Source organism: Mesorhizobium sangaii, from assembly GCF_014207355.1.
In the GTDB taxonomy this organism is placed as follows: Bacteria; Pseudomonadota; Alphaproteobacteria; order Rhizobiales; family Rhizobiaceae; genus Mesorhizobium; species Mesorhizobium sangaii.
In genome coordinates, this window is the sequence record NZ_JACHEF010000004.1 from 71,055 (window position 1) to 91,478 (window position 20,424).

The following is a 20,424-nucleotide window of genomic DNA, read 5'->3' on the forward strand; positions in this document are numbered from 1 at the left end:
ACACGAGGCAGGTTGCCGTCCTCCGACCCGCAGGTGAGATACAATGTCAAAACTCTTTCCGCATCTGTTTTCGCCCATAAAGCTGGGCAGTCGCACCCTGCGCAACCGGATCGTGTTCGGAGCTCACACCGCCAACATGGCCGAAAGTGGCGTGCCGACCGAACGACACGTTGCCTACTATGCCGAACGAGCGATCGGCGGGGCCGGCATGATTGTTGTCGAACCCATGCCCGTCCATCAGGCCGCCGTGCTGACACGCGGCAATTTCCGGCCCGGCGACGATAGCGTCATTCCTCATTTCCAGCAGGTCACGCGGGCGATCAAGGACCACGGGGCGATCGCCATCCAGCAGCTCTACCACGTTGGTGCGCATGGCGATTCGGACAACTCGTTTCATGCGCATTGGTCGCCCTCGGGCCTTCCAAGCTATCACGACAGCGACGGTTCCCACGCTATGTCGCAGGATGAGATCTGGGAGACCATCGACGGCTTTGTTCAGGCCGCGCGCCGCTGCCGGGAAGCCGGTTTCGATGGTGTCGAAGTCTGGGCTGCCTATGTCGGACTGATCGATCAATTCTGGACGCCGTGGACAAACCAACGCGAAGACCAATGGGGAGGCTCGCTCGAAAACCGCACGCGGATCTCTCGCGAGATCCTGACCCGCATCCGGGAAACATGCGGCCGAGATTTCATCGTTGGGCTCTCGGTCAGCGATGAGCCAGACTACACTGTCGCGCTCAGTCGCCAGGAACTGGCGGAGATCATTCGGCTGCATGATGAGCAGGGGCTGATCGACTACGTGACCTGCGGAACCGGCAGCTACCTCGATTTCTACAAGATAATGCCGACCTTTCTCTACCCGGAGAAGCTTGGTGCCGATCTTGCGGCGACCCTCAAGGGCGTGGTCAAGACGGCCCTCGTGGTGGCCGAGAGCCATATCAGGACACCTGAAAACGCCGAAACCGTGCTCGGCGAGAAGGCTGCAGACCTGGTCTCGATCGTGCGGGGCCAGATCGCCGACCCTCATCTGGCAAGCAAGGCCGAGGCAGACCGTCCGGAAGATGTGCGCGGATGCATATCCTGCAACCAGATGTGCTGGGGCCGCCGTTCGCGCGACTATTGGATCAGCTGTCTTATCAATCCCTCGGCAGGGCGCGAGTTTGAATGGGGTGGTGACCGGTTCACGTCAGCCGCCATCAAGAAGCGGGTGCTGGTCGTCGGCGGCGGTCCCGCCGGTCTTGAGGCGGCTCGGGTTGCCGCCGAGCGGGGTCACGACGTGGTGCTGGTCGAAGCCTCCAGCAGACTGGGCGGGAACTTTCTGCTCGCCGGGCTGCAGCCGCGCCGAGGGCAAATCCTCGACCTTCTTGGATGGTATGAGCGCCAGCTCAACAAGTTGAACGTCGACGTGAGACTGAACACCTATATCGAGGCATCGGAAATCCCCTCATTCCAAGCCGATACCGTCGTCCTGGCCACGGGTTCGGTGTCTCCCGAAACCGGATTTCAGAAGGCGCTCCCGGCAATGCCGAGCCTGCCCGGCATCGAAAAGGGAAATGTCTTCTCGATCGAAGCCGTGATGGCCCGCCATGCACGACCAGGCAAGCGCGTGCTTTTGCTCGACGAAGGCGGAGGCTGGCGCGGCGGTGGCACAGCCTGGAAACTTGCCGAGGATGGCCATCAAGTGACCATTCTCACGCCCGATCCGCTGGTCGGCAAGGAACTGCAGCGGACGGCTGCCGATTTCCCGCTGCGACGGACTTTGCGTGAGCTTGGAGTCAATTGGTTGGTGGACGTCAGCGTCCTGGAGTGGCACGGGGACGGCGTGACCGTCGTCGACCACAACACCCGTGAAGAAAGCTTCGTACCGGGCGATTGCCTTGTTCTCGCAACCACCAACGTGGCGGCGGATTGGCTGGCGAAGGAGTTGAAAGGCACGTCGCAACCTTTCATGGAGGTCGGCGATGCCGCCGCTCCACGCCAGGCGCCCTACGCATTCCACGAAGGAAGGAAGGTCGCCTTGCGACTATGATAGGCACACTAGTCGCCAAGATGGCGGCGCAAAGCAGCCACCCTGCCCGCACCCCTCGGCACGAAGACGCGTTAACGCAGGGACCTAGCGCTTAGGCTCGACCTTACGCTGCACATGCCTCGAGCACCGTGGGCAAGGTGCCGGTGGCAGGGTGACGCACGATGGTCGCTTTGCTGCCTAAAGTTGGGACTCGATCGGGAGGTGGCGGACCAGGATCGCCAGGATGCGGCGGAAAATCCCCGCTTCAGGCTCGTGAGTATAATCTTGGGGCCTGCCTTCGTCGCATCCATGCCAGTGGAGCACATTGTTTTTCAGTTCGAGCCGATAGCTCGCTTCCGCTGATATCTCTGCCTGGAACCGGTGCCTCAATTCAGCGACCAATTCCTCATCCTCAAAAAGCACTCCCATTTCCGAGTTCAAAGACACAGACCGCGGGTCAAAATTGAAGGAGCCGACGAAACCCGTCTTGTCATCGACGCTGAAAGCCTTCGTGTGCAGACTGGCGCCCTTGGACCCAAATACCGAGATCGCCGCCTGCCGGCTGAAGGGCTGAAGCTCAAAAAGTTTGACGCCGTTCCGCAGCAATCGCTTGCGATAATTTGCATAGGCCCCGTGGACCGCGGCGACATCCGTGGCTGCCAAGGAATTGGTCAGAACCGCGACCTCCACTCCGTCGTTGACGAGGTCCGACAAGATTGCGGAACCCCTTTTGCCAGGAATGAAATAGGGAGACACAATCTCCAGACAATTGCGCGCCGACTGAATGATCGGAAGCAATTCCTTCAACAGCCAACTGCGACGCCTCCAGCCGCGCACTTTCTCCGGAGGGTCGGAAATCACTCGAACACGTTCCACCCAGTGCACATCGTTGCCGGCGGCAATGAACTCAGCGATGGTCCCGTGGTCGCCGATCCCGTTCAAAAGTTTTGACTCGGTTTCGTCATCGCTTCCTCCAAACAATTCGGCATGCGTGGTCGCAGCGGCTGGACTGAGCGCGCCAATTGGTTTTGCGTCCTGGCACGCCCAGAAAGCCTCGAAAATTTCGGCGGTTTGCTGCACGGCGGGGCCGAGGAGGAGAACGTCGAGGTCGCGGAAATTTGTTTCTGCTGCATCAAAGTAGGCATCGCCGACATTGCGCCCCCCGACGATGGCGATGTCGTCGTCGGCTATCCACGCCTTGTTGTGCATCCTGCGGGTCAATGCAAAAAGTCGCAGGAGAACTTCCATGCCGCGCACAATGCCGCGTGCTCTGACGCCGCTCGGATTGAACAGCTTCAGCTCGATGTTTGGATGGCTGCTCAGCGCCAGATATGCAGAATCGCTTTTGCGCGGGTTGACGTCGTCAAGCAGCATCCGCACGCGCACGCCCCGCTGAGCCGCCCGCAAAACTTCCTGCAGAAGCAAGCGGCCGGTGTGGTCGTCATGCCAGAGGTAGTACATGAGGTCGAGCGTGCGAACCGCGCTTCTTGCTGCCAAGACACGCGCGGCGAAGGCATCATAGTTGTCGGAGATGAGCAGCAAGCCGCTCTTGCCGGTTTTGACAATGTCGTCTCGTGTTCGGGCGATGCAGACATCCATGAATTGGCGACCTTTTGACGGCGGTCGAAGCCGCTATTGCCGGACATAGCCAGCGCCTCAGAGTTCAAACGGATCCACTACCGCGTTGCCAACCCATTGACTCATTCCGGCTCGCTCTTGATTGCAGCAACGAGAGCCTGGACCTGCTGGCCATGTTGCGTGGCAATCTTCAACAGAGTTGTGGCCGTTTCCAGGGGTGTCCATCCCTGCGCCTCCGAGGCCGTTACCAAAGCTGCGAATGCGGTTTCCAGTGCGACTTCACAATTGATCTCCCGATCCGGGCTACCCTCTGGCAATATTGGCGGTTCAACAGTCTGGGTCATGTCGGCTTTGCGCTACCTCCTGAGGCCAAAAAAGCTCAGAACTGCTAGGACGACGACGACGAGCCCGACGAGGTAGATAATGCTGTGCATGGTTCCATCTCCTCAATAACTATTGTCAGACCAAGCGCTCTCGCCGGTCCTTGAGGATCTGGTGCAGGAGGCACGACAACCCTCGCGTTGAATGAACACTTAGGGCCCTCTAATGTTCCAACATTGATGCCGACTTTTCCAGATGCGGCAGGGTTTTCCTCGCCTGGCGATGCTTCGCGTGACCGAGCAGCCCTGCTTGAGCTTACGTTTCAGGCCGTTGCAGAAGATGACGCACAATAAATAGCTAATTTAGCAAATCGACGGATCGAAAAGACAAATCGCGCATTTATCACCGGGCTCAATGTCGGGCCGCCGGAGGACAACTCATGAAAAAGACGTTGCTCATATTGAGCCTTATTATTCCGCTCGCAGCATGCTCGCGCACTGAGCAGGGTGCTGCAGTCGGCGGTCTAGGCGGAGCGGCAATTGGTGCAGCCGTAGCCGGTGATCCGGTGAAAGGCGCGATCGTTGGCGGTGCCGCTGGAGCCATTGCAGGCGCGGTGATCGGGCATGCCAGCGAAGCCGGCCAGTGCCGCTACAGAGATCGCCATGGGCGTGTCTACATCGCACGTTGTCCCGACGGGTATTGATACTATCGAGCCGCGTGATCCCGTCAGCGGGACCACGCGGCTCAACGCTCGGCTGTTTGTCTTGAGCGAGCCGACAGTCCCACATGATCCGATGCAGAACGTAGCGGTCTAAGGCTTCCCGTTTTTCAGCATCCGCGCTTCCCGCAATAATGATGCCCAATTGAGCCCGAGGAAGTCGATAAGCTCGCGGGCCTGTGCTTCGGCGATGCCGGTCTCCGTAGCCAGACGACGAGCCAGGCCGTCCGTCGCAGCCGGTAGCTTTCCTTGGTCGTCAACCATTGTCTCGGATGTCCCTTCCTTGTGACCCAACGGCGCGCGAGGTGGAAGGTTCCTGCCAGGAATTATCCCGCGCATAGCACTGGACCACGCCTTGGGCTTTGTTTATCGAAAGCTGCGTTATGACATTGTGGCGGTTGACGTCCGCCAAGAAGATTGCACCGTGTTTTAGCCGAGCGGGAGCCAACGCTTACTTTTGGCGCAGCCTCTTCAACCCGAACCTGCTGCTTTTTCTGTCGGTCATCCCAATCAGCGAAAGCCCGCCTCCGTGGAGAGCGCGGGCCCGATCGGAGGCCCATCTTCCGCAGGGATGGAGGGCATCACCCTGCCGCCAGGCACAAACCCTTAGAGACTGCCACCAACCGCTTGCCCAGCCCAACAGGCACCGGCCCATCTACCCAACGTTTTGAGAAAGTCCGAACAGCGAGAACATCGTGGAACCTCCCTCCCCGGACGACGTTCCGCCTTGTGTGAAACGAAGGAGAACCTGTGTCATGGACTGGAACCGCGTCGAAGGAAACTGGAAGCAGGTCAAGGGCAAGATCAAGGAACAGTGGGGCAAACTCACTGACGATGATCTTGATCGCATCGCTGGCAAACGCGATCAGCTCGAAGGCAAGATCCAAGAGCGCTACGGCATCGAAAAGGATCGAGCCCGTCGCGATATCGATGACTGGTATGGCCGGCAGGGGTGGTAGGGCCACCCTGACTATCACGACAACGCCCGTCGCTCCATTCACGGCAGCGACGGGCCGTCCCTAGGGATACGGGACTTGCTGGGGTGTTGGTTTGCCCCTGCTGTCCTGATAACTATTAGAATTCACTAATGTTCCATTGCACCCCCGAGACGTTTTTGGCGTTCAAGGTCCAGAGGGCGAGGCTCGCACCCCGCGACAGCTGGCATTTAGGGCCGGTAACGGCAGCAAGCTTTTCAATCGGGTGAGGAATCGACCGCTCCGCAGAATAACTTGCAGCGCGGCATTCCTCGCCCTTCGGTGGCGGACAACTCGGCCAGCCAGCCTCTGATCGCCGCTTTCGTAAAAAGCCCGCCACACCATTCGGCGGGCTGGCAAGATGCAGCAAATGGGAGGTGATTGGGGTCACCTTTGCCGCGTATCGGAACGCCAGGCGACAGGCTTGGTCCCGTATGGCCAGCGCCCAGCCTGAAGGCAAAGCGTCACCGTCGCAACGCGAGATCCATGGCCTTTTCCAAGTCATCGTCGAAAAACGGTTTAGCCAGGCGGGTCGCGTTCGTCTGCGTCCCGGAAGGAAGCTCGGCATAACCCGTCGCGAGAATTACGGGCAGGTGCGGGCGCTCGGCTCTAACCAGATCAATCAGTTCGACGCCGGTCATGCCTGGCATCGCATGATCCGTGATGAGCAAGTCCAGCTTCGGCTCCCGCCTGAGGACTTCCAGCGCACGTAGCCCTGAACTTGCTTGCGAGACGGAATGTCCGAGATCCTCCAGCATCGCGACGGTGTTCATCAGCACCAGAGCATCATCGTCGACAGCCAGGATTGTCAGTGGTTGCCGATTCGTGCCGGGCACGATGGTCTGCGGAGCAGGCGTGTCATCCGCAAGCCGCGACGACATTGCAGCCGGGATCCAAATTTCCACCGTGGTACCGGCACCGGGTTGACTGTCAATCATAAGCCGGCCTCCGGACTGTTCCGCAAAACCTTGCGCCATCGCGAGGCCTAGACCGGTCCCTTTACCTACGCCTTTCGTCGTGAAGAACGGCTCGGTCGCACGGGAAAGTGTCGCGGCATCCATCCCCAGCCCTTCATCTTTCACCGAAAAGCGGACGTAGCGGCCGGCATTAAGCTTGTGATCGTTGAAGACGTCCAGTTCTTCAGCGCGAGCGCTTATGACAAACGACCCTCCAGAGGGCATGGCGTCGCGCGCGTTGACTGCGAGATTCAGAAGCACGGATTCCAGCTGGTTGGGATCAGTGACAACATCAGGCAGTGACAATGGAAATTGGGTTATGATTGCGGTGGCCGGACCAATTGCCCTTTCAAGCATTTCCGTCATCCCACGCACGAGATCGGGAATCGAGACCATTTGTTGATCGAGATCCTGACGGCGAGCGAACGCCAACATTCGCTGGGTAAGTGTTGCCCCTCTAGCAGCGGCTTGCGACGCGTTGTCCAAAAGGGAGACCAGCTTGGAGTCATCCGATACGCGCTTGCGTATCATCGAAAGGCTGCTCTGGATCACCATTAGAAGATTGTTGAAGTCGTGCGCGACGCCTCCGGTAAGCTGTCCGATGGCTTCCAGTTTCTGGGCCTGAAAGAGTTGTTCACGCGTTCGCTCGAGTGCCTGCTGCGCCTTGCTGCGCTCCGTCACGTCGCGGGTGATCTTCGCAAAACCGATCAGTTCCCCATCGTCATTTCGAATTGCATCGATGATGACATGGGCCAAAAATGTGGTGCCGTCTTTGCGCACACGCCAGGCTTCACGCTCGAAACGACCTTCTTTCGCCGCGATCGCAAGGCTCTCTTCCGGAGCGCCGGCCTTTCGATCGGCCTCCGGATAAAAGCGCGAGAAATGCTCGCCTAGAATTTCGTCCGTCTTGTAGCCTTTGATACGCTCTGCGCCGAGATTCCAACTGCTCACGAAACCCTTGGGATCCAACATGTAAATGGCATAGTCGGTGACGCTCTGGACCAAAATCCGGAACTGCTCCTCGCTGCTCCTCAGCGCTTGTTCAGCGCTTCGCCTTTCCGTCAGGTCTCGTGTGATCTTGGCGAACCCGACGACTGCGCCATCTGTGCTGCGGACGGGATCGATGACCACATGCGTCCAGAACTCGGTGCCGTCCTTGCGGACACGCCAGCCTTCGGCTTCGAAACGACCTTCTGTCACAGCCGTTTTGAGTGCAATTTCGGGCGAACCAGCGGCTCGGTTGGTTGGCCTATAGAATACAGAAAAATGTTGGCCAATGATTTCATCCGCAGTGTAGCCCATGGACTTCTGCGCGCCTGGATTCCAACTGATGACTATCCCGTTCTCATCGAGAAGATACACCGCATATTCAGTAATCGATTCAATAAGCACACGATACCGATCCTCGACCGGCAGAGACGAGGCGGTCCGTACAATGGGGGACTTTTGCAAAAGGTGCTGCTCCATACGTCAACTAGCCGAAACGCTATGAAGCGCTTCCGGTTCCGACATCAGGATCAACGAAGTGGAGCTTGAACGAAGCCCGGTATCCGCGGCGGCACTGGTGCCACCCGTCCGGGCTACCTCTCAGTCGGCCTCAATAATCTTTCGTGGGGGTTTCTTCACGGCGCCTCGATGGCTTTTGACCGGAGCCGTCTTTTCGACAGACGCTACCACGGAAAGGCGCTGCTCTCGCAGTCGCGCCGTCTTGGCATCTCTCGCTAGACGCTCAGCCTCGATCGCCAGTTTCGATTCGCGATCAGCGCGCTCAATCCGTTCCTTGTCGACGCGTCGTTGGGTCATGAAAGCCTCCACCGCCAAGAGATCCATGAATTCCTAGCCGGCAAAAATGTTCCTGGTCGACTGACGCGGCTCGCTTACGGCAGTTTCGTCAACTTCCGCTTCCATCTGGTCGCCGACCGGCTTGGCCTTGTCCGCGCCGATGAGAGGTTCACCGTCAAACCCCTGCAGCCATGCATCGGCGCATTCGTCCCAGACCTCGGGCACAACGCGCTCCTTGCCGTCCTTTCGAGCCTGCACCCCGTACATCCAAGCGTAGGTGATGCGCTCCTGGTCCTTCTTAGCCACGGCCATTTTCGTCAGCCTCCACCCCTCTCCTCGCGAACCCGAAATTGCCCGCCTCGGTTTGTTTTGCCCCACCCCGAGACGGGCTGTGGAAGCTGTAGAGGCAACTTCCGTGCCTTGGCCACGGGGAGTAAACCAAGGCACAGTCAAAACTTCACTTCGACAAGAATGTTCCCCGGCCTATATTGGCAATCTCTTGACAGCCAAGCCGAGCGCTCCAGAGCGCGGTCGCCACTCTCCGAGGCCTAAACAGGGCTCGCAGATCAATGCCAGTTTATCGCTGACCGTCCGGAACAAAGCCCAAAGGCGCAGGTTAGGCCCTTAGCACATGTGTGCACAAACAAGGACCTATCCCATGAAAACCCGCCTACTTTTGGCCTCACTGGCCACAGCTACAGCTATGTCTTTCGCCCTGCCCGCGCTTGCTGCCGACAGCGCGCAAGACTTTGTCGACAAGGCCGCGGCAGGCGGAATGTTCGAAGTGGATTCCAGCAAGGTTGCCGAAACCAAAGCACAGGACCAGAGTGTCAAGGACTTCGCGCACAAGATGATTGACCACCATGGCGCGGCCAACGCCAAGCTCGAGACAATCGCCGGCGAGCAGAAGCTGACAGTCCCGAAGGAACTGGACGCCAAGCACAAGGGCGATGTCGACACTCTGCAAAATGGCAAGGATCCGATCGACACACCCTACGTCCAAATGCAGCGCGATGCGCATTCCGATGCGGTCAAGCTGTTCGAGAGCTACGCCAAGGATGGCGACAACGCTCAGCTGAAGACGTTCGCCCAGGAGACAGTCCCGACACTCAAGATGCATCAGGAAATGATCGAAAAGATCGCTTCCAAGATCGGTGACAAATCGGCGGCCACGACCTCGACGACCCCGGCCGTAGCCACCACCGACACCGCGAACCCCTCCGCCCCCGTTCCAGGTGCGAACAGCTTCACCGAGGATCAGGCCAAGGATCGCATTCAGGACGCTGGCTTCTCCGATGTGTCCAAGCTGGCCAAGGATGATCAGGGCATCTGGCGCGGCCAGGCGAACAAGGGCGGCAAGACCACGGCGGTTGCGCTCGACTACCAGGGCAACGTCGTTGCCGGCACCAACTAATCAACCAGAAATCAGGAGATCAAAAATGAAAACTGTGACCGGACTATTCGACAATTATGACGACGCTTCCGATGCCGTTGGCGAGCTGGAAGCGACGGGCATTCCGCATTCCAACATCAGCATCGTCGCCAACAATGCGGATAATTGGCGCGTCCAAGACGAATCCAAGGCTGCAGACGATGCCGCTGGCGGCGCCGGACTGGGTGCCGTTGTCGGCGGCGCTGGCGGACTGCTGACCGGGCTTGGCCTCATGGCCATCCCCGGCGTTGGCCCGGTGGTGGCCGCCGGGTGGCTGGCTGCCACTGCAGTCGGCGCGGTTGGAGGCGCCGTCGTCGGTGGCGCTGCCGGCGGCATCGTCGGAGCCCTCACTGATTCCGGCGTCGCAGAGGACGATGCGCACGTCTATGCAGAGGGTGTGCGTCGCGGCGGCACGTTGGTCACCGCCAAGGTCGAAGACCCGCTGGTGGCCAGCGCCGAAAGGATTCTGGGGCAGACCAAGTCCGTGAACCTGGAAGAGCGTCGTGAGGAGTATCAGGCCAGCGGATGGACCGGTTTCGACGCCGATGCCGAGAACTACACCTCGAATGAAATTGGGCGAGACGGCGCTCGCCGCGTCAATCGCATCTAACCGCAGGAAACTTTCCCGGCCGAAACTTCGACCTTTCGGCCGGGAAGTCGTTCTTGGCATCAAACCTGTCGCTCTTACCCAGCTAATGAGCTTTTGAGCTAACGCATCAAGCCGGCTGCGCGCAGAGCGTCCTCAATCACCTTGGTAATGCCTGTGGCCGAAGCGCCCCGAGCATCAGGCTGAGGCGCCTTAGAAGCATCGGCGCGTACTGCTCGCGGATTTTCCGCAGGTGCGTAGGTCCTCACTGATTTGCCTGGCGACCTTTTCGGCGCTTCCCCAGATCTGGCTTCAGTTCGGCTTGTAAGACCCCAGAAATCCGCAATATGGCGTGTTGATGAAATACCGACGTCCAGCATGAATGGGGCGGCAACGCCCAGGCCATCATCACCGAGCGTCTGCAATGGGGTGCCATGGCCCATTCCGGCAATCGTGTATTTCTCGATCAACTCATTGCCGTCCACGTCGCACCACACCTGCCGTATCTGTCGATCGACCGTTTCTTTTCGGGTGGGGCTGGCGCCGACGCCATGAACCCCTTGCCATTGGGCGAGAATGGAATCCGCGTTCGACGGGACCACCGTGGTGTCGGCCGAGCCCTGCCAGATTGAAATCTTCGGCCAAGTCCCTTTGTGGAGCGAAGCTTCCGCAAGGCGCCTTTGAAGCTCAGCCTTCGATGGGCCCCCATGGCCACGCATGCGATCGAAGGCTTCCGGGATCGTCGACGCGCTGCCATAGGCGAGCCCAGCTATGATTGCGCCGCCAGCGAACACTTCCGGATATGTTGCCAACATTGCCGCCGCCATGGCGCCGCCGGCGGAAAGACCGGTGATAAAAATGCGCCGGTGGTCGAGGCCATGCTTTGTCACCATGGCTTGGATCATCTGGCGGATGGAGAGCACTTCTCCACGGTCGCGCGTGATATCTTCGGGTACGAACCAGTTGAAGCAAACATTGGGATTGTTGCCGCGCTGCTGCTCCGGAAACAGCACTGCAAAACCCTGATCGGTCGCCAGCTTCGACCATCCAGATCCATGATCGTACCCATCCGCCGTCTGCGTGCAGCCGTGCAGGACGACAACCAACGCCGCTCCCCGCGGAAGGTTCTCAGGAACGTAGAAGCGCCCACGCAAGGCACCAGGATTGGATCCGAAACCGGCTATGTCGGACAAGCGGTCGTCGCGGTGCGCGGACAAACCCGGCCGGCCACGCATAGCGGTCAGGCGAGTGATTGTATCTGAGAGGTTTCGCAAATCGAGATCCTTGGCCGCCAGAGTGACGAAAACCGCGCACAATGCACAGGCAACAACATCGTTGCTGCACTGCACAATAGCAAGCTTACGTCAGGTCATAGTCCAGCAGGCATTCATGAGCGGCTCCAGCCGGCCAGATCGACTTTGTATGGAACCCCGAGCCCTCGAATTGAAGCCCAATGCGGGACAGCATTCGGCTTATTCGAAGGAACGAAAGTCGTGAGAGGAGCTTCAATCATTGAGCGCCCCGACGGCGCGCATCGGACATGTAGGAGGACGAGATGGGCTTTTTCGGCAAGATGTTCTCGGGCCTAACCGGCAGGAGAGCGGATGACAAAAAGAACACAGGGGACATGCGCAAGGCGACAGGCGCCGGGCCGGCCATAGCGGCGCACTCCAAGGACGCAAGAACCTCCGCCGCCACCGGGCAAAACCAGCAAGCCGCTCGGAAGAAAGCGCAGAAGTAACGACGGAAATGGCTTGGTGACATGCACCAAGCACCTGCTTTGCGGAGTGCAGAGGGGAACCGACCCGCGAGTTTGTTGTTGTCCTTCACACACCGGAGACAGCACCATGCCAAAGGACCAGACCAAATCCCAGGATACCGACCGGGAGGCGATGCGCCTCGCCGAGACGACCGACGTGTCGCCGAAGCAGGCGAAGGATCTTTTGCGCGAGCACGGCGGCGACAAGAAGAAGGCGGCCGAAAAGGCAAAGAATTTCAAGGCTGAGGGATAGCGGTGCAGGCAGCGCTGGACGGCATAGCAACGCCAGATCAGGCGAGAGGTGCTTTGCCGCGCTGGAGGCGCCCGCCGACACCTGTTGAACGCGGGATCGATTAAGGCGCGCACAGTGGCTTCGAAGGCGGAAGGGAAACAGCAGCCGGCCGGAACGAAGCCCTCGCTCATCGATGGGGAAGCGGCCAGTCGTGCTGCATCAACGACCGAAGGCAGCAAAGCCACCCTGCGGTCGGAGCCTAGAGGCCGTGGACGCGATGCAGCCTGGCCATCACAGATCCCGGCCCTGGGGTGGAAGGATATCTTCTGGCGGCTGTGGGAAGAGTTCAACAAGGACCGGGTCCTGCTGGTCGCGGCCGGCGCTACCTTTTATCTGCTGCTGGCGCTGTTTCCGGCGTTGGCGGCCTTCATTTCGATCTATGGCTTTGTTGCGGATCCGGTCACAGTCGCGGATCACGTCGCCTATCTGGGCGGTTTGCTGCCGTCGGGTGGGCTCGATCTCATTCGCGACCAGCTGCAGGCTCTGGCCAAACAGAAACCGGGTGCTCTCGGAACCGGCTTCTTCATCGGCCTTGGCATAGCGCTGTGGAGCGCCAACAGCGGCATGAAGGCGCTCTTCGACGCCATGAACATTGCCTATGAAGAGCGTGAGAAGCGCAGCTTCATCACCCTCAACCTGATGTCGATCCTGTTTACGATCGGAGCGTTGCTGATCGGCATCGTGCTGTTGCTGACCGTGGGCGTCGTTCCGGCATTGTTGCGCTATTTCTACCTTGATGCCTGGACCGAAACGCTTGTTGCGGTGTCGCGATGGCCGATCCTGCTTTGCACAATGCTGACCGGCATTTCCCTGCTCTATCGCTTCGGGCCGAGCCGAGAGCATGCCAAGTGGCGATGGTTGAGTTGGGGAGCCTTGATCGCGACCACTGTCTGGATCGGGGCATCGTGGCTCTTCTCGTTCTATCTGCAGCATTTCGCCAACTACAACGCCACGTACGGATCGCTTGGCGCGGTCGTCGGCTTGATGATGTGGACTTGGATTTCAGTCATCATCCTCATTGCCGGCGCCGCCATCAACGCCGAGATGGAACATCAGACGGCCGTCGATTCGACCACGGGCCTGGCACGGCCAATGGGAGAGCGCGGCGCGGTCGTCGCCGACACATTGGGCAAGATTGCGGATTGATGCTTCGGATCAGCGGATCATTCCCTCTGCAGTGCTTGTCGATCCGAGCGCGCTGCGCGCGCGTTTGATTTTGGCTTACAGCCGCAATGTTCGCAGCGTGATTGAATAGCGATGCTCGGCCAAAGGCGGAATGCTGTGTTCCCATTCGCTGCGCGCCGGGCCTGACAGGAGATAGGCTGAGCGCGGTTCAACCGTGATGGTCTGACGATCCCATTTGTCGGCGTTCTTGCGACGCAGCCTGAAATCACACGGTGCCAGCAGCGACACGCCGGCGATCAACTCATAGTGCGGTTTGTCGCGATGCCACCCAATGCCGGCGCCTGGCCGATATTCGTTGATCAGCACCTGGACGAAGTTCTGTTCAGGGATGCGTGCAAACGCAGCGACCTTATGCCGAAGTGGCAGCAGAAATTCCGGTATGGGCGGCGCCTCGACCACCTGGCGTCGCTGATAGTCATAACGCGTTCCGAAGCTGACGACATGGCGATTGGCGAGGTGGCCGTGGAAGTCGAACGGTTCGAACGCCAAATCCTGGAGCGCGGACACGAGAAATGCCTCATCGTCAGGGGTGATGAGCTCCGGCAGGTAGTGAAAGCCGTTCGGCAATGCGTTGGCCGAACCAAACAGGTCATTCTGAAAATGGGAGGCTTTCGAGATCATGCTGTACAGATGGTTTTGAAACGAATGCTGGACAAGGATCCTCAGGCCATGCCCTACACTTGGCGTTTCCAACAATTTTCGTCAAGCGACGCGGTGCAACTGAGCGGCACCCGGCCGATCATCCTTTGGACGAGGCGAATGTCCTCAAGAGGATGGTAGCTGTTTGTTCCGTTCCTTATTGGATGCACTCGAAAGAGCCCGTCACTGGACGCACCCTGTGGCGGGCTCGTCGGGCATTGCCGGCCCCGACCGAGGCACGCGTCAGCGCGGCGCCACCAACTGAACTTGAAATTCCAGCACCGCCGCAACAACAGGATGCATGACGAAGGGCTACATGCCCGATGTCGCTAGCGGAATTTAACCCAATTTCACCTTCGGCTCGCGCGCCCACCAGCGTAACTCTCCAAGCCTTGCAACAAAGCCCGAAATGTCCTTGGCCGATCCAAGGGAGATAACCGCCTCATCTTCGACAATTCCGGCCTTAGACAACAGCGGAGCTGCCGCTTCGACGAAGCCGATGAACTTGCAATGCGCGAACGCATCCGCGACGAAGTCGCGGGCGGTCGATTCTTTCATCAGGTCGCCCATCGCAGGCTTTGCCGGCAACAGGGCGATGGCGTCGTAGAGAACCGATGGCGCGCCTGATATCATCTGGTGCGCATCGATCCAACTGCCGTCGCTGGCCTTGGCCCCGCCGACCTTTGGCGCGATGATCTCGAAGCTTGCGCCAGCCTTGGTCAACGCCTGCTGCATGCCCTTCAACAGGCCGGCGTCTGTCCCGTCGGTCACCAGGATGCCGAGCTTGCGACCTTCAAAACGACCGGGTCCGTTCTTGAGAATGCTGAGCGAATCCAAAGCTGCGAGATCCCGGCGCGTTGCCACTGCCGCATCGGCAGGCTTCGGCATGGCCTTCAGACCGAGCGCGTCCGCCACCTTGGCGGCCAGCCCATCGTCGATGTTCAGAAGATGGGAAACGATGCGCTCGCGAATGACCGGGGTTTGCACCTTGCTCAGCTCAAACGTCAGCGCCGAGGCGATGTGCGCTTGCTCGACGGGCTGCTGGCTGATGTAGAACTGGCGTGCCTGGCTGTAGTGATCGGCAAAAGTTTCCGACCGCAACCGGGCTTTTGGTCCCTCTTCGACCTCGGCGAACGACCGGAACCCGTTGGCCGGCGATTCACGTGGTCCTTCGTCCCATGAATTCGGCTGGTAGTTGGCACGCCCGACCGGGTTGCGCATCGCCATGTGTCCATCCTGTTGAAAGTGATGGAAGGGACATTTGGGTGCGTTGATCGGCAGGTGGGTGAAGTTGGTGCTCCCCAGCCGTTTGATCTGCGTGTCGAGGTAGGAGAAATTTCGACCCTGCAGCAGCGGGTCGTTCGAGAAGTCGATGCCGGGCGGCACGTTCTGCGTCATGAACGCGACCTGCTCGGTCTCGGCAAAGAAATTGTCGGGCATGCGATCGAGCACAAGACGGCCAACCGCGATCGGCGGCAGCACCTCCTCGGGGATGAGCTTGGTGGGATCAAGGATGTCGAAGTCGAAGCTGTCCGCGAATGCCTGATCGAACAGCTGCAGCTGCAGTTCCCATTCGGGGAAGTTGCCGGCGTGGATGGCGTCCCACAGGTCGCGGCGATGGAAGTCTGGATCCGCGCCGTTGATCTTGACCGCTTCATTCCAGGCGACGGACTGGAGACCGAGCTTCGGCTTCCAGAGGAACTTGACGAAGGTCGATTCATCGTTGGCGTTGATCAACCGGAACGTATGAACACCAAAACCTTCCATGAAGCGCAGGGAACGCGGGATCGCCCTGTCGGACATTGCCCACATGATCATGTGCATGCTTTCCGGAGTGAGCGAGATGAAGTCCCAAAAATTGTCATGCGCGGTCTGTGCCTGCGGGAAGTCGCTGTTGGGCTCGGCCTTGGCGGCGTGGATCAAGTCGGGAAATTTGATCGCATCCTGGATGAAGAACACCGGCATGTTGTTGCCGACGATGTCCCAGTTGCCCTCCTGCGTATAGAGTTTGACGGCGAAGCCACGCACATCCCGGGCAAGGTCGGCAGAGCCCTTGTTGCCGGCAACGGTGGAGAAGCGGACGAAAGCCGGTGTCTTTTCGCCGGCGCGCTGGAAGATGTCGGCACGCGTGTATTTCGCCAGCGATTCATAGGTTTCGAAATAGCCGTGCGCGCCATAGCCACGGGCATGGACGACGCGTTCGGGGATCCGCTCGTGATCAAAATGGAAGATCTTTTCGCGGAAGTGAAAGTCTTCGAGCACGGTCGGTCCACGTGGGCCGATCCTGAGCGAGTTCTGGTCGTCGGAAACCGGTCCTCCCTGGGCGGTTGTCAACACCGGTGTTGCGACGGAGGCTAGCTGGTGCAGTTCTCCGCCTGCGCCTCGCCGCAGTTTCTGATCATGAATGGTCACGGCCGTCCCGGCCGATTTGGATGTTTGCTTCGCCATGCTGGAAATCCCTTGAGGTGAACGCGTAAGCTGCACTGCTTGCTCAATGTCCCGAAAGGATTTGCGTTCCGTCGTCAGTTTGGATCCTGCTTTTGCCGGCTTGCGTAGGCCGGACATTGCGGCCATTCACAAACGGCAAATCGTCGTTCTTCGCCCGGAAGACTGGGCCGCATGGATCCATCTTACGAAATAGCAGGCCGAGCTATTGAAGCGCCTGCCCGCTCGGTCGCTGGCAGTCGAGACCGTGCCGCAAGGAAGCGAATGACTTCAAAGAGTCCGCCATGCGCCATTGGCGCACCCGAAAATAGTTCGGACTGAACAGCGCTGTCTAAGTTTTGCTACTTTGGGAAAGTGCTTCAGCCCCTTTTGGCTCAGACAGGTTCACCTGGAAAAGGCAGACCAGTCCTGACTTTTCGAAAGTCAGCACCACGCGTCCCGCGGAATCGGAGTCGAAGATGCGCTCCAGGAGCTGGGTGCCAAACCCCTTGCGCTCGACAGGACCAACGGTTGGGCCGCCTGCCTCTCGCCATTCGAGTTCAAGTTGGCGTTGCTGTTTTTGACCAACAAGCTTCCAGGACAGCGAAACCCTGCCGGTGGCATTCGACAGCGCCCCATATTTGATCGCATTTGTCGTAAGTTCATGAAGCGCGAGAGCACATGAAAGGGCGACGTTGGGCGGAAGCCAAACCTTCCCTCCGCTGATTTGAAATCGTTCGATCGGAGCATGTGGCTTGATCGAGGCTGTGACCAGATCGTGGAGATCGGCGCCGCTCCAGTTCTTCTGTGTCAGGATATCGTGCGCCTTCGCCAGCGAGATGAGCCGGCCGGACAGGATCCGTCCTGCCTCCGGCAAAGTGGTTGCGTTGCGGATCGTCTGGCTGGCGATAGCCTGGACCACCGAAAGCGTGTTCTTGACGCGGTGGTTGAGTTCGTTGACCAGCAATTTGCGATGCTCTTCGCCGCGTCTGCGGTCGGTGATATCAAGGCTGATCTGCACGGCACCAATTATGCTGCCGCCTGGGCTGCGGATCGGACGCGCGCTCGAGAGCAGAAAGCGCTCCACGCCCGACGGAAGCGTATAGGCGAATTCTTCGTTGTCGGTCAGTTCTCCGCGCATGGCCCGACTTAGAGGTCGGTCCTCCCGGCTCACGGTATGCCCGTCCTTGATCGCCACGGTGTCGATCACGAGGTCGGGCGCGCCAAACGATTTGCGGGCGTCGGTCGGCAAACCCATGAGTTCCGCCGCGAAGCGATTGCGAATGACCTGAAGGGCTTGGGGGGTCATAGGTGAACCAGACCGCTGCCGGCACCGTCTCCAGTACTGTCTCCAATTCATACCGTCGCTCGGCGATGGCGCGCTCGGCGTCTACCAGCGCCTGCGCAATGGCGCCGAACTCGGCAACCGTGGTGGACATGGGCTCAACTGTGCGGCCTTGCCCAAGCGCGTCAGCGCGGGCGGCAAGGTCGGTGGTCGCCCCAGTGAAGCGCTTTCCAACAACGTATCCGAGGGCGATCGACACAAGAAGCGCCAGGAGGCCGATCCCGCAAATTGCCGCGAGCGAACGCCACAGCGGCGCCTGCACTTCGGAAAGCGGCACGTTGGCGGTATAGAACCAATCCGAATATGAGGATCGATAGTAGCCTGCCAGCAGCGTGGTGCCCTCGAAGTTGCGGGACGTGAAGCTGCCGGAGCGGCCAACGATTTTTTCCAGATATTCCGGCAATCCGGGTCTGCCGGTCATCTCCTCGTGCGAGCTGGAACGTGCCACGTACCTTCCGTGGCGATCTCCAACACCAACCGTCCACCCCTCAGGCACAGCAGGCATCATCACATCGCGGACGCGCGCGGTCGGGATGGAAATCGAAAGGATCAGATCTTCGCCCGTCGGCGCCGGCACCCGTATGGCAACGGCTACATGGTGGTTTTTGGAATCCTTGCTGGCAAAGACGTCGCTGACGAAAACGCCGGACGCTCTGAGTTTCTCCAAATCCTCCGTTGGCATCGGATCTACCGGCGGCAGAACCACACCGTACCCGATCTCTGTGTTCAACAACTGATTGCGACCTAAATCGCGCAGGACAATGATCCGGTCCGTCCCTTCGACCAGGCTGAGTGCCTCGCCGCGAAAGGCCGAGAGATCGCCATTGGCCAAAGCAGGCGACTTCGACAGACCGTTGAGAGTCGTTTGCAGGTTGGCCAGTTCGCCCTCGACGACGAGCGAAACCTGCCGGGCGGTTTGGCGGGCGTCCTGCTCGAAGCGGGACCGCTCATGCACAGCATATTGGACCAGCAGATAGGCCGCGAAGAGCCAGACGGGTATTACCGCGGCCGCGATCAGACCAAGAAGGTGCGATCGAGCTGATCGACGAGGCAAAATGCTGTTTCCCCTGCCGCCTCAGAAACTTGCCCAACCATAATCACAAGCCAGTGAACAGCAAGCGTTAGTTCAAGCTAGGGCGGCCGCGGCAGTCGAGAGAAATTTGACCCGCCGACAACTGGCTGATCCCACAAATAATGCGTCGGACCGACCCTTCGGGTTTGCGCGAGAATTATCCTTTGGGGCCGGTTCGCGTCGAAGCCGAATTTTTTATCGAGGATCGGCCTTTCGGAATTTCATTCCTGTCTAAGTCTATAATATTAGTGGACTTTAATCCTCGGCCCCTCGCTCAGGGCCGGCAATCGAAGCTGTGCCCTCTGTTCAAAAGGATTAGGATACCATGCGAAAACTGATCTCCGCTGCCCTTGTCGGGCTTGCCCTGGCGGCCAGCTCCGCCGCGGCGCTTGCCGCCGACAAGAAAGTCGTCATCGCCTACCAGACGGGTGCCAATCCATACAATCTCGGCATTGCCAATGGCGATCTTGCCAAGAAGACCGGCTGGGACATCGAATTCCGCCGCTTCAATTCCGGCGCCGACATCTTCGCCGCCATCGCATCCGGCGACGTCCAGATCGGCGATGTCGGATCGAGCCCGTTCGCAGCCGCCGTCAGCAGGGGCATCGACGTGAAGGCGTTCTACATCTCGTCAGTCTCTCGTGACGGCGAAGCCCTGGTGGTGCGGCCCGAGATCAAGTCGCCTGCCGACCTGCGGGGCAAGAAGCTCGCCGCAGCACCCGTCTCGACCGACCATTACCAGCTTCTTGCCGTACTCAAGCAGGAAGGTATCACGGAGAAGGAAACCCAGGTCATCGCCATTCCTCAGCCCGAAATCGTCGCGGCCTGGAAGCGCGGTGACATCGACGGCGCCTTCGTCTGGGATCCGGCACTCTCCGAACTCAAGAAGAACGGCAAGGTCCTGCTCACAGCCGGCCAGGTCGCCGATCGTGGCGCTCCGACCTTCAGCGCGCTGGTGGTGACCGGTGAATTCGCCAAGGCCAATCCCGACTTCCTCGGCCAGTATGTCCGGCTGATCGATGGCTACACAACGTCGTACCTGACCAACCCAGCTTCCTGGGGACCGGACTCCGAGAGCGCCAAGGCGATCGCCAAATTGCAGGGCGGTACGGCGGCCGAGAATTCGGAGCAGCTGAAGACGACGGTTGTTCCGCCGCTCGACGAGCAGGTTTCCGATAAATGGCTGGGCGGTGGCGACAAGAGCGCCGTCGCGAAAATCCTCAAGGACACTGCGAGCTTCCTGAAGGACCAGAAGAAGATCACCGCCATCAAGGACAGCTACGCCGCAGCCGCCGATCCGCAATATGCGGAGGCCGCCAAGGCCTCCAATTAGACATCCCTGAACGACATTCG

At 59.5% G+C, this 20,424-nt stretch carries 20 protein-coding genes and 1 pseudogene; 10 read left to right on the forward strand and 11 right to left on the reverse strand.

Going from position 1 to position 20,424, the window contains the following annotated elements; genetic code table 11:
• The first annotated feature begins 43 nt into the window (after positions 1-43).
• The gene (locus tag HNQ71_RS20415; protein WP_184874468.1) at positions 44-2,029 is read left to right on the forward strand and encodes an oxidoreductase; all 1,986 of its coding nucleotides are present in this window, start codon (positions 44-46) and stop codon (positions 2,027-2,029) included.
• A 177-nt stretch (positions 2,030-2,206) separates the two neighbouring features.
• Here the strand turns inward: HNQ71_RS20415 and HNQ71_RS20420 are convergent, their stop codons facing one another.
• Both HNQ71_RS20420 and HNQ71_RS20425 read right to left on the reverse strand, forming a co-directional pair.
• The gene (locus HNQ71_RS20420; RefSeq protein WP_184874469.1) at positions 2,207-3,607 is read right to left on the reverse strand and encodes a phospholipase D family protein; all 1,401 of its coding nucleotides are present in this window, start codon (positions 3,605-3,607) and stop codon (positions 2,207-2,209) included.
• A 101-nt stretch (positions 3,608-3,708) separates the two neighbouring features.
• Complete coding sequence (locus tag HNQ71_RS20425; protein WP_184874470.1) at positions 3,709-3,930, reverse strand: hypothetical protein; 222 nt, start codon at positions 3,928-3,930, stop codon at positions 3,709-3,711.
• Between the two features lie 416 nt (positions 3,931-4,346).
• Between HNQ71_RS20425 and HNQ71_RS20430 the strand changes: the two genes are divergently transcribed.
• The gene (locus HNQ71_RS20430) at positions 4,347-4,610 is read left to right on the forward strand and encodes a YMGG-like glycine zipper-containing protein (protein ID WP_184874471.1); all 264 of its coding nucleotides are present in this window, start codon (positions 4,347-4,349) and stop codon (positions 4,608-4,610) included.
• A gap of 108 nt (positions 4,611-4,718) precedes the next feature.
• Here HNQ71_RS20430 and HNQ71_RS20435 read toward each other — a convergent pair whose 3' ends face one another.
• Positions 4,719-4,889 carry a hypothetical protein gene (locus HNQ71_RS20435; protein WP_184874472.1) on the reverse strand — a complete coding sequence of 57 codons (171 nt, stop codon included), beginning with the start codon at positions 4,887-4,889 and terminating at the stop codon, positions 4,719-4,721.
• A 491-nt stretch (positions 4,890-5,380) separates the two neighbouring features.
• Between HNQ71_RS20435 and HNQ71_RS20440 the strand changes: the two genes are divergently transcribed.
• Positions 5,381-5,584, forward strand: coding sequence for a CsbD family protein (locus HNQ71_RS20440; RefSeq protein ID WP_095091057.1), 204 nt, complete (start codon positions 5,381-5,383; stop codon positions 5,582-5,584).
• 479 nt (positions 5,585-6,063) lie between these two features.
• Here HNQ71_RS20440 and HNQ71_RS20445 read toward each other — a convergent pair whose 3' ends face one another.
• From HNQ71_RS20445 to HNQ71_RS20455, 3 genes are all read right to left on the reverse strand, one after another.
• Positions 6,064-8,022, reverse strand: coding sequence for a hybrid sensor histidine kinase/response regulator (locus tag HNQ71_RS20445; RefSeq protein ID WP_184874473.1), 1,959 nt, complete (start codon positions 8,020-8,022; stop codon positions 6,064-6,066).
• 120 nt (positions 8,023-8,142) lie between these two features.
• Complete coding sequence (locus tag HNQ71_RS20450; protein WP_184874474.1) at positions 8,143-8,358, reverse strand: hypothetical protein; 216 nt, start codon at positions 8,356-8,358, stop codon at positions 8,143-8,145.
• A gap of 33 nt (positions 8,359-8,391) precedes the next feature.
• A complete protein-coding gene (locus HNQ71_RS20455; RefSeq protein ID WP_184874475.1) occupies positions 8,392-8,649 on the reverse strand; it encodes a hypothetical protein in 258 nt (85 codons plus the stop codon).
• 346 nt (positions 8,650-8,995) lie between these two features.
• Here HNQ71_RS20455 and HNQ71_RS20460 point away from each other — a divergent pair, with 346 nt between their 5' ends.
• Together HNQ71_RS20460 and HNQ71_RS20465 are read left to right on the forward strand one after the other, a co-directional pair.
• The gene (locus HNQ71_RS20460) at positions 8,996-9,751 is read left to right on the forward strand and encodes a DUF4142 domain-containing protein (protein ID WP_184874476.1); all 756 of its coding nucleotides are present in this window, start codon (positions 8,996-8,998) and stop codon (positions 9,749-9,751) included.
• A 25-nt stretch (positions 9,752-9,776) separates the two neighbouring features.
• Entirely contained in the window at positions 9,777-10,379 is a 603-nt protein-coding gene (locus HNQ71_RS20465; protein ID WP_184874477.1) for a general stress protein, read from the forward strand.
• Between the two features lie 98 nt (positions 10,380-10,477).
• On the opposite strand, the gene HNQ71_RS20470 is transcribed toward HNQ71_RS20465, so the two are convergent.
• Positions 10,478-11,629: an extracellular catalytic domain type 1 short-chain-length polyhydroxyalkanoate depolymerase gene (locus tag HNQ71_RS20470; protein ID WP_184874857.1), complete on the reverse strand. Its 1,152-nt coding sequence runs from the start codon at positions 11,627-11,629 to the stop codon at positions 10,478-10,480.
• Between the two features lie 281 nt (positions 11,630-11,910).
• Here HNQ71_RS20470 and HNQ71_RS20475 point away from each other — a divergent pair, with 281 nt between their 5' ends.
• The 3 genes from HNQ71_RS20475 (at position 11,911) to HNQ71_RS20485 (ending at position 13,552) form a co-directional block, all read left to right on the forward strand.
• The gene (locus tag HNQ71_RS20475) at positions 11,911-12,096 is read left to right on the forward strand and encodes a hypothetical protein (protein ID WP_184874478.1); all 186 of its coding nucleotides are present in this window, start codon (positions 11,911-11,913) and stop codon (positions 12,094-12,096) included.
• 106 nt (positions 12,097-12,202) lie between these two features.
• Entirely contained in the window at positions 12,203-12,367 is a 165-nt protein-coding gene (locus HNQ71_RS20480; RefSeq protein ID WP_184874479.1) for a hypothetical protein, read from the forward strand.
• Between the two features lie 114 nt (positions 12,368-12,481).
• Positions 12,482-13,552: a YhjD/YihY/BrkB family envelope integrity protein gene (locus tag HNQ71_RS20485; protein ID WP_184874480.1), complete on the forward strand. Its 1,071-nt coding sequence runs from the start codon at positions 12,482-12,484 to the stop codon at positions 13,550-13,552.
• Between the two features lie 75 nt (positions 13,553-13,627).
• Here HNQ71_RS20485 and HNQ71_RS20490 read toward each other — a convergent pair whose 3' ends face one another.
• The 4 genes and pseudogenes from HNQ71_RS20490 to HNQ71_RS35705 all read right to left on the reverse strand — a co-directional run.
• Positions 13,628-14,212 carry an alpha-ketoglutarate-dependent dioxygenase AlkB gene (locus HNQ71_RS20490; protein WP_184874481.1) on the reverse strand — a complete coding sequence of 195 codons (585 nt, stop codon included), beginning with the start codon at positions 14,210-14,212 and terminating at the stop codon, positions 13,628-13,630.
• A gap of 357 nt (positions 14,213-14,569) precedes the next feature.
• Positions 14,570-16,678, reverse strand: a complete 2,109-nt coding sequence (gene katE, locus HNQ71_RS20495) for a catalase (RefSeq protein WP_184874482.1) — start codon at positions 16,676-16,678, stop codon at positions 14,570-14,572.
• Positions 16,679-17,006: 328 nt separating this feature from the next.
• Positions 17,007-17,675 (reverse strand): sensor histidine kinase, encoded by a 669-nt coding sequence (locus HNQ71_RS34940; protein ID WP_343068217.1) that lies wholly within the window; start codon positions 17,673-17,675, stop codon positions 17,007-17,009.
• Positions 17,676-17,699: 24 nt separating this feature from the next.
• Positions 17,700-18,014: pseudogene (locus HNQ71_RS35705) on the reverse strand (hypothetical protein); the annotation flags it as partial.
• Between the two features lie 850 nt (positions 18,015-18,864).
• Here HNQ71_RS35705 and HNQ71_RS35710 point away from each other — a divergent pair.
• Positions 18,865-19,041 carry a hypothetical protein gene (locus tag HNQ71_RS35710; RefSeq protein ID WP_343068198.1) on the forward strand — a complete coding sequence of 59 codons (177 nt, stop codon included), beginning with the start codon at positions 18,865-18,867 and terminating at the stop codon, positions 19,039-19,041.
• Positions 19,042-19,396: 355 nt separating this feature from the next.
• On the forward strand, positions 19,397-20,404 hold the full coding sequence (tauA, locus tag HNQ71_RS20505; protein ID WP_184874483.1) for a taurine ABC transporter substrate-binding protein: 1,008 nt from the start codon (positions 19,397-19,399) through the stop codon (positions 20,402-20,404).
• Positions 20,405-20,424 lie beyond the last annotated feature (20 nt).

Bases quoted from the DNA above. Each gene is read 5' to 3' on its own strand.
- HNQ71_RS20415 (WP_184874468.1), top strand. From the start codon at position 44: ATGTCAAAACTCTTTCCGCATCTGTTTTCGCCCATAAAGCTGGGCAGT.
- HNQ71_RS20420 (WP_184874469.1), bottom strand. From the start codon at position 3,607: ATGGATGTCTGCATCGCCCGAACACGAGACGACATTGTCAAAACCGGC.
- HNQ71_RS20425 (WP_184874470.1), bottom strand. From the start codon at position 3,930: ATGACCCAGACTGTTGAACCGCCAATATTGCCAGAGGGTAGCCCGGAT.
- HNQ71_RS20430 (WP_184874471.1), top strand. From the start codon at position 4,347: ATGAAAAAGACGTTGCTCATATTGAGCCTTATTATTCCGCTCGCAGCA.
- HNQ71_RS20435 (WP_184874472.1), bottom strand. From the start codon at position 4,889: ATGGTTGACGACCAAGGAAAGCTACCGGCTGCGACGGACGGCCTGGCT.
- HNQ71_RS20440 (WP_095091057.1), top strand. From the start codon at position 5,381: ATGGACTGGAACCGCGTCGAAGGAAACTGGAAGCAGGTCAAGGGCAAG.
- HNQ71_RS20445 (WP_184874473.1), bottom strand. From the start codon at position 8,022: ATGGAGCAGCACCTTTTGCAAAAGTCCCCCATTGTACGGACCGCCTCG.
- HNQ71_RS20450 (WP_184874474.1), bottom strand. From the start codon at position 8,358: ATGACCCAACGACGCGTCGACAAGGAACGGATTGAGCGCGCTGATCGC.
- HNQ71_RS20455 (WP_184874475.1), bottom strand. From the start codon at position 8,649: ATGGCCGTGGCTAAGAAGGACCAGGAGCGCATCACCTACGCTTGGATG.
- HNQ71_RS20460 (WP_184874476.1), top strand. From the start codon at position 8,996: ATGAAAACCCGCCTACTTTTGGCCTCACTGGCCACAGCTACAGCTATG.
- HNQ71_RS20465 (WP_184874477.1), top strand. From the start codon at position 9,777: ATGAAAACTGTGACCGGACTATTCGACAATTATGACGACGCTTCCGAT.
- HNQ71_RS20475 (WP_184874478.1), top strand. From the start codon at position 11,911: ATGGGCTTTTTCGGCAAGATGTTCTCGGGCCTAACCGGCAGGAGAGCG.
- HNQ71_RS20480 (WP_184874479.1), top strand. From the start codon at position 12,203: ATGCCAAAGGACCAGACCAAATCCCAGGATACCGACCGGGAGGCGATG.
- HNQ71_RS20490 (WP_184874481.1), bottom strand. From the start codon at position 14,212: ATGATCTCGAAAGCCTCCCATTTTCAGAATGACCTGTTTGGTTCGGCC.
- katE (WP_184874482.1), bottom strand. From the start codon at position 16,678: ATGGCGAAGCAAACATCCAAATCGGCCGGGACGGCCGTGACCATTCAT.
- tauA (WP_184874483.1), top strand. From the start codon at position 19,397: ATGCGAAAACTGATCTCCGCTGCCCTTGTCGGGCTTGCCCTGGCGGCC.